This is a genomic window from Ochrobactrum quorumnocens (assembly GCF_002278035.1).
In the GTDB taxonomy this organism is placed as follows: Bacteria; Pseudomonadota; Alphaproteobacteria; order Rhizobiales; family Rhizobiaceae; genus Brucella; species Brucella quorumnocens.
The window spans coordinates 1,021,509-1,035,846 of sequence record NZ_CP022604.1 but is presented as its reverse complement, the minus strand read 5'-3'; the positions used below and the strand labels follow the sequence as shown (position 1 = coordinate 1,035,846).

The following is a 14,338-nucleotide window of genomic DNA, read 5'->3' as shown; positions in this document are numbered from 1 at the left end:
GAGGAACGAACAATGAAAGCATACCTTCTTGCCATCACTGTTGTAATGGCCGCTGCTTCACCTTCGCTCGCTTGCACAGCTGAAGAAGTAAGTGCAAAGGCAACAGAGTTTGCCACGAAGATGCAGGAACTCGCTGCCAAGGATCCACAGAAAGCGTCCGAAGTAGCACAGAAGCTTTCCGGTGCGCAGTCGCAGCTCACAACAGATCCTGAAAGCGCCTGCAAGGTCTATGACGATATTCTCGCTGACCTGAAATAATTTTTTAAATGGCGGCGTTCGCAATTCGAGCGCCGCTACCAATATATCTTGTATCAATGATTAGAAGGTCAGCTGCACATCGAGCGCCTTTTCGCACTCGGTAAGATCAGCACCCAGTTTGGTCAGAGCGGAATCATATTCCGGCTCTTGAGTGCTGTCGCTTTTGATGTAACCCGCAATGATCTTCACAATATTCTGAAGCGAACTGGCTGCTGTATCGCACATCTTATACGCCTCATATGCGCCAGCATCGGAGCTATTCTTCGCAATTTCCTGCCATTCATACTGTGCTTTGGCAACAGGTACCTGCACCTTCTCTTCCATCGCAATGCCGAGCGCCTTCGAACGCCCGTCAGAATTCTCACCCAGTTCGATATAGGTAAACAACCCTTCAACTACGGATTTCCTGAGTTGAAGTGAATCCGTCTTTGCATCCGCAAGTGCAGGAGAAACCATCAGAATAGCAATCGCACTGGCTATGGCTACCTTGCCGAAAGAATGCACATTTAGCTCCTGTATAAACTTCGTGCCTTCTTTAAGCACATTCAAACCAAGGCAGGAACCCGTTTTGCGCATACCCGCCTCGCCTGACAGTCAGCGGTCAAATGCCGACTTCAAGTGCAGCTGGCATTTATTGATAGATTTTAGCCAAGCTTTCTAGCGCGAGACAGGCCAAAAAGTCCTGAAATCAAAAGTGCGATGCCCACGCCCATGAGCCCATAACCCAAAGCGCCTGAACCGATTTCAGACTGATTAGCCGAAGCTATTGCTGCCGCTGCGTCGAATGCGCCTGATCCGTTTGCCTTTGCATCCATCATGGCAACAACGCCTGGCTCATTGCATGTTGGCGTGAGTGTTTGTTGCGCCTCGGCACTGTCTTTGTAGAGATTTTTGACATTCTGCTCACAACGCATCTGATCAGCCGAAGAAACCCCTGACGCGCTAAACTGGAGATAAAAGCCACCAATTAAGAATATTACTCCTGCAACAGCCATCATAGCTGGAGCTTTAACTGCATTTTTTTGAGCCATATCACCTTGTCCTGTATAATTTCTGCGTAATAGATCGTGAGTCTTGGAACGAGACAAGGCGGCTGCCCTCGTCATTAACGATAAACAACGTAGGACACTTAAATAGCACCTATAAATAGCTGGAATTGTCGTGATTCTTCACGAATAGCGCGGCTTCTACCTCAAAATTTTAGGTTTACCTGAACCTGTGAGCAGTGGCAGAAGCAATTATAAGTCATTGATTTCATGGCGCACCCGACAGGATTCGAACCTGTGACCTCTGCCTTCGGAGAGCATACGGAAACGATTTCTCTTAGCTTCGCAAAATTTCTTTATCACTCTTTCTTCCATCGTTTTCAATGACTTGCAACCGTAACATGCCGTAACCTGTTTCCGGGCACCTTCACGTTTTTCCATTTTCATGGTGAGTATTCAGTGAGTAGAATCGCTAAGGCAGGGGTGAAATGGCGAAGCTTACAAAAACGATTGTGGATCGCGCAGATCCGCGTGAGAAGCAATATACGGTCTGGGATAGCGATCTTAAAGGCTTCGGTTTATTCGTCAATCCGGCTGGATCAAAGACATATTTCGTCGATTATCGCACGCCTGAAGGCAAGCGGCGCCGTATGACAATTGGTCGGCACGGGAGTATCACGACCGAGCAAGCCCGCAAACTTGCCATCGAAACACTTGGCGGGATTGTTTTGCAAAAAGAAGATCCACTGCTTGAGAGACAAACACGGCGCAGCTCGCTGACGGTGACAGATCTATGCGACAATTATCTGAAGGCTGCCAAGAAGGGCTTAATTCTTGGTCGGTCCGGTAAACCCAAAAAGTCATCGACTCTAGATACGGATACAGGCCGGATCGAGCGCCACATCAAACCGCTTCTCGGTAAATCTCTTGTCATTGACCTGAAGAGATCTGACATATCCAAATTCATCAGAGATGTAACAGTTGGCAAGACAGCTTTCGAAGGAAAGTCTGATAAAGCGAGAGGGAAAATTGTGGTTTCAGGTGGCGCAGGAACTGCCGCTCGCACAGTAGGTCTACTAGGCGGCATCCTCTCTTATGCCGTGTCAGAAGGCATTATTGAATTTAATCCGGCGCAAGGGGTTAAAAGACCAGCCGACAAACGCCGAGAAAGGCGACTGGTCGCCAGCGAGTTTAAAGCCATCGGCAAGGCACTGAGCAACGCTGACGCCGTCGCATGGCAGGGCATAATCGGCACTAAGCTACTCTTGCTCACAGGCTGTCGCCTGGGCGAAATCGTCAAGCTCCGATGGGAAGAAGTCAGTCTTGATGAACAATGCTTTCGACTTGGCGACAGTAAAACAGGCGCTTCTGTCAGACCGATCGGAAAGGCTGCAGTTGAAGTATTGAAAGAAATCAGGTCTGACATAACAACCGGATGGGTACTACCCGGCATAAGAAATCCATCTGATCATATCGGCTCACTGGATGATTTGATTGAAAAAATCATGACTATGGCCGGGTTGATAGGCGTCACCGCTCATACACTTCGCCACAGTTATGCGTCTATCGCTGCCGATCTAAATTATTCCGATAACACCATCGGAGCCATAATCGGACACGCAGGAAGCGGCACAACAAGCCGGTACACTCACCGTCTCGATACCGTTCTTGTGGCAGCCGCTGACACCATTTCAGAGGAAATTGAGTGTCAGATGAGCTAAAGCATTGGCTTAAAACTCACCGACAGGCTTGACCTGCCCGCCGCCATCTAGATTATCAACTGCAAATTGATATAACTCGTTCAAATGCTTAACTGGGTGAGTCTTCGGAGGGGCAAATGGATATCGATATTTCAGCGATTTCCCTTGATGTAGAAAATTTTCGACACAAGAAAGTAAAGACGGAACGAGAGGCTATTACTGTGCTTCTATCCGATGAGAAAAATCACAAAGTTGCCGCGCTAGCAGAAGACATAGTTGATCTCAAAGGATTAGATCCTTCGGTTCGTCTTATCGTGACAGAAGATACTAATAATCCCAACCAATACATTGTACTCGAAGGCAACCGTCGCCTAACCGCCTTGAAAACTCTCATTAATCCGTCGCTTGCGATAAATCTCGCAACTCACGCAACGTTTCGCGATTTAAGTCCTTCATTCCTCGCCTTGAATATCCAGAAAGTTGACTGCGTAATTCTTGATAGGCAAGAGGCTTACAAGTGGATAAAGCGTAAACATTACAATGCCATGGGTGGCAAAGGGACTATCGAGTGGGGCGCCATCGCAACAGCTAGAGCTGACGCGACAGAAGGGCGACCTCCCCGATGGATGATTGCGCTTTCTGAAATCGCCAAAGAAGGACACGATGATAATGTACTTCTCGAAGGGATTGCATCGAAAACTACAACGGTCGAACGCGTATTAGCAACAGCACAGTTTGGACCGGTTTTGGGAATAACGTTTGATCAGAAAAGCAACTCTGTTAAAGCCGAGAACGGAAATCGAGTTGCCGCCATATCGCTACTCAAAACAATGATCACCGATATGGCTGATAAGAGATTCATTGTTAGCGCAGTCGATGACGCAAATGCCCAAACCGATTTCGTTAATAGGTATGCTCACCTCAGCGTGAAAAAGCAATCGCCCAAGGCATCCAGTTTATCGACAACCAATACGATTACAGGTTCAACGTCGGGCGGAAGCGGTTCGGGAGGAACTGGAGGAGCGCCCACGGGGGGAGCGTCTGTCGCCGGAGCGGCATCCGCGAATAGTAAAAGCTCAACAGGAACGAACACTCCACGAGCAAACCCAGTTCGAGACAGAAAGACCTTAGCGGACAAAGGTTTAAGTATTAAGAATAATGCCCTCAACAAGCTCTATAACGAGCTTCGCAAGTTGAAAGTCGAAAGCAATCCCCACATTGGATCGGCAATGATACGCATCTTCACGGAAAAGGCCACTATGGTTTTTCTAGAAGATATGAGCGTTACCTGCAGGAATCCTGGAGGCTGGCTGGATCAAGGCATCAAGCTTAAAGAAAAGGTTGGAGCAGCTCTCCACGTCTTGGATCCTAACAAAAAGGATGCAACCCTTGCCTATGCCCGTGATATTGCTAATGGAACGAAAAGCCACGCACATTCTCTCGATCAGTTAAATAAAGCGATTCACGACCACAAGGCTTTGCCAGCTCCAAGCGAATTGATCACAGTTTGGGATCGCCTGCACCCCTATTTTCAAGCACTCTTTGCTTGCCTTAAAGTCAATGGAAAATAACGCTGGCCGAGCGCGACAACACATGTTACGCCTCATTCCAGCGAGGTAAAAATGGCAAACTATTCTCCATTGAGATATCCCGGAGGCAAGGGAAAACTTGCTCCCTATATCGAGGCCCTTCTGCAGATGAATGGCCTCGAAGGCGGACACTACGCTGAACCGTTCGCAGGTGGAGGCGCTGTAGCCCTGTCACTCCTTTTCTCGGAGAGAGTGAAACAGATACATATCAATGACTTGGATTTCGCGGTTTATTCGTTCTGGAAAGCCGCAGTTGATCACACGGACGAATTGATATCAAAAATTCTTGAAACAGAAGTGTCTGTCGACAATTGGCGCATCCAGCGTGATATTAAGAAAGACCACACCAATCGTAGCATCGTAGAAATTGGTTTCTCCACCTTTTTCTTAAATCGTACCAACCGATCAGGTATCCTGAATGGGGGAATGATTGGTGGCGTACTACAAGCGGGCGAGTGGAAGTTAGATTGCAGATTCAATAAAGAGGAACTTGTTTCACGTATTAAACGAATTGGATTTTATAGGTCGCGTATTAACGTTACTAATCTCGATGCTTCCGTTTTCCTCACGGACCATCTCAGTAATGTGTATCAGAGGTGCCTGATTTACATTGACCCGCCTTACTACGTTAAGGGCGCTTATTTATATCAAAACCACTTTTCTCACGATGATCACGTTGCTTTAGCGGAACGAGTGAAAGCAATAAAGGATCACAAATGGTTTGTATCCTACGATAACGTGTCTGAGATAAAGAATATTTATAAGGATTGCGAGCAGGAAGACTTTAGTATTGGCTATAGCGCGCGCAATTACAGTAAAGGCGCCGAAGTGATGATATTCGGACCAGGTATGTCCCGCCCCAATAGCGTATTTTCTAATAAAGCTGAATATCGAGCAGTTAAAAAAGCCTCTGGATTTTGACCTAGCCTTAGTTCTGACGAAAAATAAACCCGCCCAGCATTGAACTGAGCGGGTTTTAGGGAGGACGCTGGCTTAGAAGCTGTGCGGATTGGATCAGCCAGCCAACGTAGTAAATGCGATCAAGGTTAATGCTGGGTAAGCGAAATATCTGACCGATACGCTTAAAGCGCCTTTAGCCCGCCACTCACAATGTACGTGATAGCCGCGGCCAATATGCCACCAATGACTATTCACATGTTATCCGGCCTTCTCAAGGCTAAAGTTTGCGCTACGGAGACGCACTCACGAACGACCGTGCCGCCCCGGTGTTTTGGGAAGAGCGCCGGGGCAACATAAAAAGCCCACCCAGCGAGATGACGGTGCTGGATGGGCCTTCATAATTGATATCCGGAGATCAACGCTCATAATCTTAACGCGGTTTTCTTTTCTGGCAAGCCCATGCCTCCAAAAGGTCAGATTATAGGCTTTGCCCGTTATTCGGGCATATTCGCTACAGCAGGCAGCTTTCGGTCCATGATGAGAACTTCACCGACTGGTTTCGCCTGCCCGCCACCAACGGTATAGGTCAGCGACACATCGCAGATCTTGAACGCCGAGAAGATTGATCGCACTTCAGGTGTATCGTTAAGGGAAATCAGGAAGCGTCCCTTTATATCCTGCATCCGCTTGGCGATCCTCTCGAAATCGTCACGGCTGAAGACGTTCTTGCCGTAATCATTTTCACAACCGAAATATGGCGGATCCATGTAGAACAGCGTTCCCGGAGTGTCATACCGATCAATGAATTCTGCCCAAGACAGATTTTCGATCTGGACGCCTGCGAGACGTTCGTGGATCTCTTCCAACAATACGCCAAGGCGGTTGACGTTGAAGCGAGCAGATCCGCCCGTATCTACGCCATAGTTGCGTCCGTTGACCTTGCCGCCAAATGCCAGACGCTGGAGGTAAAGAAACCGTGCAGCGCGTTCCAGATCCGTAAGCGTTGAGGCATCGCAAGCTTTGAGCCTCTCAAATTCCTTACGAGATGTGATCTGGAATTTTAGCGTTTCCATAAATTGCGGATAATGTCGCTGCAAGATCCGAAAGAGCGTAATCACGTCGCCAGACACATCGTTGATAACCTCACATTTGGCGATCAGCTGACGGCGGAAGAACACGCCACCCATACCAACGAATGGTTCTGCATAGACAGCGTGCGGGATTTGCTCGATGACAGATGTCACGCGCTGCGCGAGTTGCTTCTTTCCGCCAATGTAGCTCGCAGCCGGAGACACTGGACGAACGCTCGTAAAAGAAAAACCTTCTTGCATTTTTATTAACCTGTAGAGGCCAGTATGCCCGCGCCCGCAAGGGTCGGGGTGTGGCATTTGACCTACCGTCATGCCGGGCGGGCTAGACGCCAATCGAAGACCGCCGCTTTTCGGTGTTTTGCCACCGATAGCCACCCCGTTAAGGGCGGATTTCCACAACCGCAAAAAGGCGGATTGACTCTTATTCCAAATGAGAACATTTTAGGAACATATCCACATTGAGCGGAATATGTTCCTGTGCACCCCTGTGCGCGAGGCAGGTTTCGTTCGCCCTGTTTTCTGGAGTTTGTAATGCGTCTGCCGGAGGCGATTGAACGGCTATACCTCGATTTCGACGGCTTTTTCGCATCAGTCGAACAGCAGTGCGACAAGCGCCTGCGCGGCAGGCCGATAGGTGTGGTTCCATTTGAAGGCACAAACCGCACAGCAGTCATTGCATGCTCGAAAGAAGCTAAGGCGCAAGGCGTCAAGAACGTGATGCCGATCAAGGACGCATTGCGGGTGTGTCCGGATCTTGTACTTGTTCCGCAAAAGCCAGACCTTTACCGCCGAGCACATAACGCCCTGCTCTGCGAGATCGAAACGGTGATCGCCATCGACACCGCAAAGAGCATCGATGAACTGACATGCGTTCTCGATGACAGCGGAAAGCGAGATCCTGAATTGCTCGCAGCAAGGATAAAAGCTGCGATTGCTGACAACATCGGCCCATACATCACCAGTTCAATCGGCTTTGCCGCCAACCGCCAGCTGGCGAAGATCGCCTGCAAGGCTGGCAAAGAAGAAAGCAAGCGACACGGAAGCTATGGCAACGGCCTTGCGATATGGCGGCCCGCCTCGATGCCCGCGCCATTGCTTAAGGTCGAGCTGGAGGATATTCCCGGCATCGGGTCGAGCATGGCAAAGCGGCTTTATCGAAATCGGGTTTACAGCACCGAGCAGCTCTATGCGCTTCAACCGAAACACATGCGCAAAATCTGGAACAGCGTGAATGGCGAGCGGCTTTGGTATGCGCTGCACGGATATGACATCCAAGCGCCAGAGCAGCAGCGCGGCATGTTCGGCCACGGTCGAGTGCTACCGCCCGAAGCTCGCAAGATTGACGGCGCATATGAGATATCGCGCCTATTGCTCACGAAAGCTGCCCGTCGCCTGCGCAGAGAGAACTATTACGCCGGGGGCTTATGGCTCTGGCTGTCGATCCGTGACGGCTCATGGTTTGGCAAGCATCACCTTTCTGTCGTCAATGATGATCAAGCCATTTTATCCGGCCTGCATGCACTCTGGCAGAACGTCAGAAAAGACTTTCCGAAAGGCGTCGAGATCTTTCGGGTTGGCGTCACACTTTACGACCTGTCACCAGCCGACGAGCGGCAGATTGATTTGCTCGATAATGACGACGAGCTGCGCCAGAAATGGGAACGCGCCAACGGGGCAGTTGATAAACTCAACTCGAAATATTCCGGCACGATTGTCAGCATGGGTGAATGGAAACCACCGGCAGGCGGTCATGTCGGTGGCAAGATCAGCTACACGCGGATCCCTAGCGCCGAGGATTTCTGGTAATGGGAAACTGGAAAACAACAGTCAAGGTTGGCGATCTGGCAGACGATCAGAAGCTCGAATTGATATGCCGCAAATGTAACCGCCTCGCCTATACGGATCGAACAATGCTCTGCCAAGAAAAAGACCGCTCGCAACTTTATCTAGATGAGATCGAGAAAAAGGCCGTATGCAAACGCCGGGGCTGCAATGGACCGATGCGCCTATCCATGGTGCGCCTTAAAGAAATGAGCGGCTTTGTGGGTGGTTTAGCATGAGCGGTTATGGTGGTGATAACGGTCGCGTGTCCAAGCCCGGAAAGCTTTTTGAGCATTGGTGTGATGCTGAAGGCTGCAAGGCATGGGGATCCTTTGGATATAAAACCAAGTATGGGCAGCTCTGGTTTTGCCGCGCCCATAAACAAGAAGGCGAAGAGGCACTGGCTGGACGCCGGTAAAATGCGCGCTATTCTTCCTCAAGCAGGAGGAGCGCATGTGCAATCTATATAACATCACGACCAATCATGAGGCCATGCGCCGTCTGTTCCCGAAGTTCGGTGACGTGACGAACCGTGTTGATCCGCAGCTTGATGTGTATCCAGATTATCCGGCGCCAGTACTTCGGAACGTCGAAGCTGACGACCCAGAGCTTACGATGTTGCGCTGGGGCATGCCGACGCCCCGTGAGTTTCTGAAAACGGAAATCGATAAAGGCGTCACGAACGTCAGAAATCTAAAGTCATCCCATTGGCGGCGCTGGCAAGGCGTCGAAAGCCGCTGCATCGTTCCAGCCACTTCATTCTCTGAATACGGACAAGAGCCAGATCCGAAGACAAAGCGCAAGCCGCTGCACTGGTTCGCTCTCAACGAGGAAAAGCCACTCTTTGCATTCACCGGTATCTGGACGACATGGAAAGGTGTGCGGAAGAAGAAAGAGGGCCCGGTCGAGGTCGATATCTTCGCATTCCTGACAACCGAGCCTAACGCCGTGGTCAAGCCGGTTCACCCAAAAGCAATGCCGGTCATTCTACGCACCACCGAAGAAATAGACGTGTGGCTGCGCGCTCCGTGGGATGAAGCCAAGGAAATGCAGAAGCCTTTGCCAGATGCTGACCTAATCGACCTGACGCCAAGCAACGATAATGAAGAGCAGACTTCGCTCTTTTAGGAGCCTTTAGACGTTTGGCGCGTTCTTCCTTGAGCAGGAGGATTACATGCTAGGACCAAAACAATCAGGCTTCTATCCAGACCGAGATGTGGATTGCCAAGAGGCTGTAGCACAAGGCATTACTGATCTTATCGAGCAAGCAACTTTATCAGGTACGTCTGAAGCTGACGCAGCTGCTGCACTTGCTGGAAAATCGACACCCGGCATTCCAGACCTGATTGCCGAGGCCAAGGCGGCAGGCTGGCATGAAATGGAAACGGCCAATGCTATTAGGGTCGTAGCAGCTGGAATGGCGAACGGTTACGCTGGGACTGAGCCGGAAGAGTGAAAATCGTCTTTAAGAATATCAGTTTCTTGATAGTATAATAAATTCCCAGCTTGGAGGAAGCTGGGGTACGACCACTTGCGTGGCCCCGCGACATTGGGATACGTGGGGCCTTTATTTGCCTGAAGCTGCAATATCCTCCAACCTCAAATAATTAAAACGATACCATCCCCGATAATATCGAATGAAGAATGCATGCCGGTTATGCGAATTTTCGGACGCGTTTAACCTGAGAAAAGTCGCAATTCTCTTTTCATCAATTAGCGGCAAGTATGGCGCCAATGACTGAGCGCTAAATGGTTCGGAAACCAAACTATCTACAATGACTATTCGATATATGTCTTTAAGCACGTCCTCTATCCAGCTTAAGACGACCTAATCTAGGGCAGCGCTGTGTGAAATAAAGAGAAAATGAAAACATAGGTGAGCCGGGAACCGCCCCGAACGAATGATCAGCCGACGATAGCAGCCCAAATCTTTTTACCGAACGTCACCAGCAAACCGCCAAGTGATGCCGCGACGAACGAAACGAGCATGATTGCGCCGGCGACGAACGAAACGAGCATGATTGCGCCGACACCTCGCTCTCGCCAGCGGTTGAAATCTGCTACCGGCTCCTCAACCTTCTCAAGGCGGTTGTCCACGCTACGAAGCTTGCGCATGACCTCGTCCAAGGTTCGATCGGTCTTTTCTTGCTTCTCGTATTGCTGTTTCCGATCATCCCGCGCCCGATCCATATCCTTGATGATCTGGTCGAGCTTGCCTTCTACACGGCCAATGGCTCGGTCCTGTCCCGCTTCAGTTGTCATTACCAGCAACCCCATCGCTTCCCATTTTCATCGTTGCCCTCAACCCGTTCAGCCCCTGCCCGATCCGTTTTGATCAGAGCGACAAGGCCTGCGGGTGAGATGTTATTCTGTCTGAACCCCGCGCAGCTCGTCGCACTGGTCGATTGGCAAGCCACGACGACGAAGGGCAACAACGCACAAATCATAATCCGACAGGCCACGTAGTTTCTCATCGTCCTTGCCCCTCTCTCTTTCTGCTTTCACGGTTTGCTTGAGCTGGTATGTGATGGCGTCCTGATGGCCTTGGCGCTTACCGGCGAGATACCCACTCGCCAGAAGCAAAGACGCTGCCACAAGGGCAGCTATCGAATATTTCAGCCAGTTCGGGATTAAGGCCCAAATGACGCTCATAGCGCGTCCACCAGCTTCTCAAGCTTGGCCTTGGCCTGTGGCATGGTGAAGATTGCATAAGCCGCGAGCGCAAGAACGAACACGACAAGCGCCATCTGTACCCGCCAATCGACAAACGGGATTGCAGCACCTGCGCCACCGCTGCCGATCCACGTCCAGAAGCGCGAAGATTTCGATATTGGTTTTTCCTCAACCGGAGTTGGCACCACATCAGCAGCCGGTGCAGTCACCACCTGGCCAACGCCATAACCTTCTGCAAGCAAGGCCTTATCGTAATCCTTGGCATATCCAGCGATCAATTCGGCCTTGTCCGTGCCATTGACGATCCGGCGAGCGTTCTTGAAATCAGACTTCTGCAGGGTGATGTAATCCGACAGCTTCTTGCCGGTGAACCAGCCTTCGACCATCCCCGCGATAATGATCGGTGCCGCGTATTTGGGCTGCAGGAGAAGTTCAGGCTTCAACACGAAGTCAATACCCAGAACTCTGCCAGCCTTTTCATAGTTGGCCTTCCAAGTGATCTGGACGTATCCGCGCCCGATATACGGCCAGTATTTCTTGGACCGGAGATACTTCTCACCGCCCATCTCATTGATCGGCTTCATCGTGTGCGCAGTCTCGTGGTACGCAGTGGCCAACACATACGCCATCTGATTGCGCAATAGTCCACGCTTTCGACCCGCCTCAATCAAGAGGCGGGTATCGCCAAGGTGCGTATTCATTTTTCCCTCATATTTTGATAAATTGCCCTCTTGAAAGGGCGCGATTACTGACTAAATCGAAGCCGTCATTCCGACGTAACGCGTTCGATCAAATGGAGGCTTCGATGAACGATCGTTTGTTTGACCGTCCTGTATTCGTGAAGGACGGGCCATACCTTGTGCGTGAGATTGCCAGCATCGGAGATGCGCTAGATTTTCTCTACGAGTGGCCCGAATATGACCGTGGCCACATTTACGAAACCGCTTGGAAAGCGTGCTGCGACAGCCACGATGGCATCAAACCAGTGAAAGCGGCAGAGAGCGCCATTCGAGGTTTCGCCAAGAAGAACGGAATTCTCGAAAAACCAGAAGTTGCGATCCCTTGGATGAAGGGCAAAAAATCAGGAGGCGGCCTAGTTCAGGCTTGAAAGCGCATCATGATTTGGGTTTTGCTATTTGAAGCGGCTATTCTTGCTACGCTGTCATATGTGGTAGCCTTGATCGGCTGGAAAGAGATCAGGTACTACATGAACAACCGACGTAAACTGTAACACTAGTTTTAAATCAAACCCCGGTCCCATCTCCGGGGTTTTTGTTTGTTTCCTCTTTTAAGATATCGTTATGACAGAGCGGGTTCACTCACCCTGACTGGTGCCTTACATTGTTAATGCGCACCGGATCCCAAGCCCCCCCCCGCTTACCCAATCGGTGCGCAGACCCCGGCATGGACCTCCGAGCCGGGGTTTTTCTTGTTTGTTTTTGGTGATACAGTTTTCCCGCATCTCGTGAACAATCAGGGCGTCCACGTGATGCCGCCCCGGCTTTCTGGGAGGTCAGCCGGGGTTTCTTATGAACTATAATTTTGCTCCTGCGACTAGTTCACTTCACAGATCTGCGCCCTAGCTTAACGGTGTTCACTGTTACAAACCTCCACTCAATCACGACAGTGAATAGCCCCGGCGAACCAGATGGCTCTCATCGCCGGGGTTTTTATTGTCTAAATTCGAACGAGATTGCCGCAGCCGGTATAGTCGGCAGTTCACTTATGTTTATAATTGATCCAGCTTGGTAATGAGCGGCTACTCTGGCTGCAAAACCTTCGCAATTGAGGCTCACACAATGGCTAAACCATCACGTCCCGGGTTCAATAAAATTCTGGGCGCTGGAACTACAGTCCTCAATGAGGATCCGCTACTCGGCATTCTGACACTAAAGACAGATACAGGAATGATCGAGCTGGCAATGATCAACCCCGTGGCTGAAGCGTTGATGGCCGAACTAATCGAATTTCTTCAACATGGGAAAGGCGATGACGCTCCGAGTTTCGCTGTAGAACGGGATCAATAGCTTCGTCAGGCTGCGTGGCTCTGATGGCGAGTGACATTGTGTTTTCCTGAGATTGTGAGAATATAAAATGGCATGAATGTAAAATTTGCCCCGGCTATTGAGCGATACACCTCAAGGTCGGGGCTTTTTTCTGACCAGGTATTGATCAACCGCTATGCCGCGATATCTCCTAGTCATTCACTGCTATGAGCACCCCGCTCGGTTGCACCAGTGAATGGCCCCGGCTTGGTCCCTTTCACCGGGGTTTTCTTTTGCCCTAATTTTGCTATTTACACAGCGCGCTGAGACAATCGCATGCCCGTTGATGCGCAGCCCCGTGACGTTGGGAGACGTGGCGGGGTTTTCTTATTTGTTTTTGGTGATACAGTTTTCCCGTATCGCGTGAACAATCAAGGCGTCCACGTGATACCACCCCGGTCATGGCTGCCCGCCTGCCGGGATCGGCCCCAGAGATCGCAAGTGTCCTTGGGGCTTTTCTTTCTGCGTGACCCTTGCTAACTAAGGCTGCGTTCAACGGTTTCTGATCAATGCAATTGAGCGCCACCCCGGTCATGGCTGCCCGCCTGCCGGGGTTTTCTTTGCCTCGCCACAAGTGTAAAGCTGTCAGGCGTAAGCCAACAATCTAACGCGACTGGAGGCTTGCGTAGCCCCGGCTTTCTGAGAGGTCAGTCGGGGTTTCTTCAGTAAGGGAGTAGTGATGAGCCAAGTAAGAGAGTTCATTGCGTCAGATATCGGGCAGGTAGTTATCGGCGGGGCAGTGCCCATTCTGGCCGTAGTGTTCTTGGCGTTGCTCGCCCAAAACCGTCGCGTTCGCTTCTGAACAAAGACCTAAGCAGCCAGCAACTCAGCGGCCCGCACTTCACCGAATAGCTGTGTCGCCATACTTTCCAGAAGCGGCCAAAGCTCGTGATCTGATCGGAAAGTCGTCGCCGTTCGGAAGATATTGCGAGAACGCGCGTCCTGAGTTTCCATAGCCGCTTCAATGTCAGCAGCCTCTTTCTTAGAAGTACGTTCCCACAGAGTGACCGCAGGCAAAATGACTACGGGATCTGGCATCTCGATGGGTTCCGGTTCTGGCGGGACAGTGATCTTTCCGTCTGGCGACAACCAAAGCTTCATCGACTGCGCATCCTGCCATTGCTGATCGGTCACAGCGTGCGCGTCAGATGGAATACCTGGATTTTCAGCAATCGCTTCGCCTTCATCGTTCACAACAGGCGGATAGGTGATCTCGCAGTAATAGAAAAGCGGATAGCCCTCAGGGCCGAATTTGATGAATTTATATTGCATTGT

Annotated in this window: 19 protein-coding genes; 12 read left to right on the top strand and 7 right to left on the bottom strand. The window is 50.6% G+C overall.

The annotated features are described in order from the left end of the window. Window positions 1-12: 12 nt before the first annotated feature. Entirely contained in the window at window positions 13-258 is a 246-nt protein-coding gene (locus CES85_RS14515; protein ID WP_095446609.1) for a hypothetical protein, read from the top strand. A gap of 60 nt (window positions 259-318) precedes the next feature. On the opposite strand, the gene CES85_RS14510 is transcribed toward CES85_RS14515, so the two are convergent. Further along, entirely contained in the window at window positions 319-834 is a 516-nt protein-coding gene (locus CES85_RS14510) for a hypothetical protein (protein ID WP_244923296.1), read from the bottom strand. A gap of 68 nt (window positions 835-902) precedes the next feature. Beyond that, window positions 903-1,346 carry a hypothetical protein gene (locus CES85_RS14505; protein ID WP_244923295.1) on the bottom strand — a complete coding sequence of 148 codons (444 nt, stop codon included), beginning with the start codon at window positions 1,344-1,346 and terminating at the stop codon, window positions 903-905. Window positions 1,347-1,732: 386 nt separating this feature from the next. On the opposite strand from CES85_RS14505, the gene CES85_RS14500 reads away from it, so the two are divergent. From CES85_RS14500 to CES85_RS14490, 3 genes are all read left to right on the top strand, one after another. Next, window positions 1,733-2,965, top strand: a complete 1,233-nt coding sequence (locus CES85_RS14500; protein WP_095446608.1) for a tyrosine-type recombinase/integrase — start codon at window positions 1,733-1,735, stop codon at window positions 2,963-2,965. Window positions 2,966-3,081: 116 nt separating this feature from the next. Further along, window positions 3,082-4,515, top strand: coding sequence for a hypothetical protein (locus tag CES85_RS14495; protein WP_095446607.1), 1,434 nt, complete (start codon window positions 3,082-3,084; stop codon window positions 4,513-4,515). A gap of 51 nt (window positions 4,516-4,566) precedes the next feature. Continuing rightward, a complete protein-coding gene (locus CES85_RS14490; RefSeq protein WP_095446606.1) occupies window positions 4,567-5,454 on the top strand; it encodes a DNA adenine methylase in 888 nt (295 codons plus the stop codon). A gap of 473 nt (window positions 5,455-5,927) precedes the next feature. Here the strand turns inward: CES85_RS14490 and CES85_RS14485 are convergent, their stop codons facing one another. After that, complete coding sequence (locus CES85_RS14485) at window positions 5,928-6,764, bottom strand: DNA adenine methylase (RefSeq protein ID WP_095446605.1); 837 nt, start codon at window positions 6,762-6,764, stop codon at window positions 5,928-5,930. A 291-nt stretch (window positions 6,765-7,055) separates the two neighbouring features. Between CES85_RS14485 and CES85_RS14480 the strand changes: the two genes are divergently transcribed. From CES85_RS14480 to CES85_RS14460, 5 genes are read left to right on the top strand one after another with little or no spacing between them, the layout of a single operon-like run. Then, window positions 7,056-8,330 carry a Y-family DNA polymerase gene (locus CES85_RS14480; RefSeq protein WP_095446604.1) on the top strand — a complete coding sequence of 425 codons (1,275 nt, stop codon included), beginning with the start codon at window positions 7,056-7,058 and terminating at the stop codon, window positions 8,328-8,330. Continuing rightward, complete coding sequence (locus CES85_RS14475) at window positions 8,330-8,584, top strand: hypothetical protein (protein ID WP_095446603.1); 255 nt, start codon at window positions 8,330-8,332, stop codon at window positions 8,582-8,584. The genes CES85_RS14480 and CES85_RS14475 overlap by 1 nt, the downstream gene beginning before the upstream one ends. Beyond that, window positions 8,581-8,763 (top strand): hypothetical protein, encoded by a 183-nt coding sequence (locus CES85_RS14470; protein ID WP_095446602.1) that lies wholly within the window; start codon window positions 8,581-8,583, stop codon window positions 8,761-8,763. The genes CES85_RS14475 and CES85_RS14470 overlap by 4 nt, the downstream gene beginning before the upstream one ends. 35 nt (window positions 8,764-8,798) lie before the next feature. Further along, complete coding sequence (locus CES85_RS14465; protein WP_095446601.1) at window positions 8,799-9,473, top strand: SOS response-associated peptidase; 675 nt, start codon at window positions 8,799-8,801, stop codon at window positions 9,471-9,473. A 46-nt stretch (window positions 9,474-9,519) separates the two neighbouring features. Further along, entirely contained in the window at window positions 9,520-9,801 is a 282-nt protein-coding gene (locus CES85_RS14460; RefSeq protein ID WP_095446600.1) for a hypothetical protein, read from the top strand. Window positions 9,802-10,250: 449 nt separating this feature from the next. Here the strand turns inward: CES85_RS14460 and CES85_RS14455 are convergent, their stop codons facing one another. The 3 genes from CES85_RS14455 to CES85_RS14445 all read right to left on the bottom strand — a co-directional run bounded on the left by CES85_RS14455 (window position 10,251) and on the right by CES85_RS14445 (window position 11,719). Continuing rightward, the gene (locus tag CES85_RS14455; RefSeq protein WP_157743463.1) at window positions 10,251-10,607 is read right to left on the bottom strand and encodes a hypothetical protein; all 357 of its coding nucleotides are present in this window, start codon (window positions 10,605-10,607) and stop codon (window positions 10,251-10,253) included. Window positions 10,608-10,709: 102 nt separating this feature from the next. Continuing rightward, window positions 10,710-10,997 carry a hypothetical protein gene (locus CES85_RS14450; RefSeq protein WP_095444625.1) on the bottom strand — a complete coding sequence of 96 codons (288 nt, stop codon included), beginning with the start codon at window positions 10,995-10,997 and terminating at the stop codon, window positions 10,710-10,712. Beyond that, on the bottom strand, window positions 10,994-11,719 hold the full coding sequence (locus tag CES85_RS14445; RefSeq protein WP_095446598.1) for a hypothetical protein: 726 nt from the start codon (window positions 11,717-11,719) through the stop codon (window positions 10,994-10,996). The genes CES85_RS14450 and CES85_RS14445 overlap by 4 nt, the downstream gene beginning before the upstream one ends. A 104-nt stretch (window positions 11,720-11,823) precedes the next feature. Between CES85_RS14445 and CES85_RS14440 the strand changes: the two genes are divergently transcribed. From CES85_RS14440 to CES85_RS28125, 3 genes are all read left to right on the top strand, one after another. Beyond that, window positions 11,824-12,126, top strand: a complete 303-nt coding sequence (locus tag CES85_RS14440) for a DUF982 domain-containing protein (protein WP_095444627.1) — start codon at window positions 11,824-11,826, stop codon at window positions 12,124-12,126. Between the two features lie 691 nt (window positions 12,127-12,817). Then, window positions 12,818-13,045, top strand: coding sequence for a hypothetical protein (locus CES85_RS14435; RefSeq protein WP_095446597.1), 228 nt, complete (start codon window positions 12,818-12,820; stop codon window positions 13,043-13,045). A gap of 697 nt (window positions 13,046-13,742) precedes the next feature. Then, entirely contained in the window at window positions 13,743-13,865 is a 123-nt protein-coding gene (locus CES85_RS28125; RefSeq protein WP_280523393.1) for a hypothetical protein, read from the top strand. An 8-nt stretch (window positions 13,866-13,873) separates the two neighbouring features. On the opposite strand, the gene CES85_RS14430 is transcribed toward CES85_RS28125, so the two are convergent. After that, complete coding sequence (locus CES85_RS14430; protein ID WP_095446596.1) at window positions 13,874-14,335, bottom strand: hypothetical protein; 462 nt, start codon at window positions 14,333-14,335, stop codon at window positions 13,874-13,876. Window positions 14,336-14,338 lie beyond the last annotated feature (3 nt).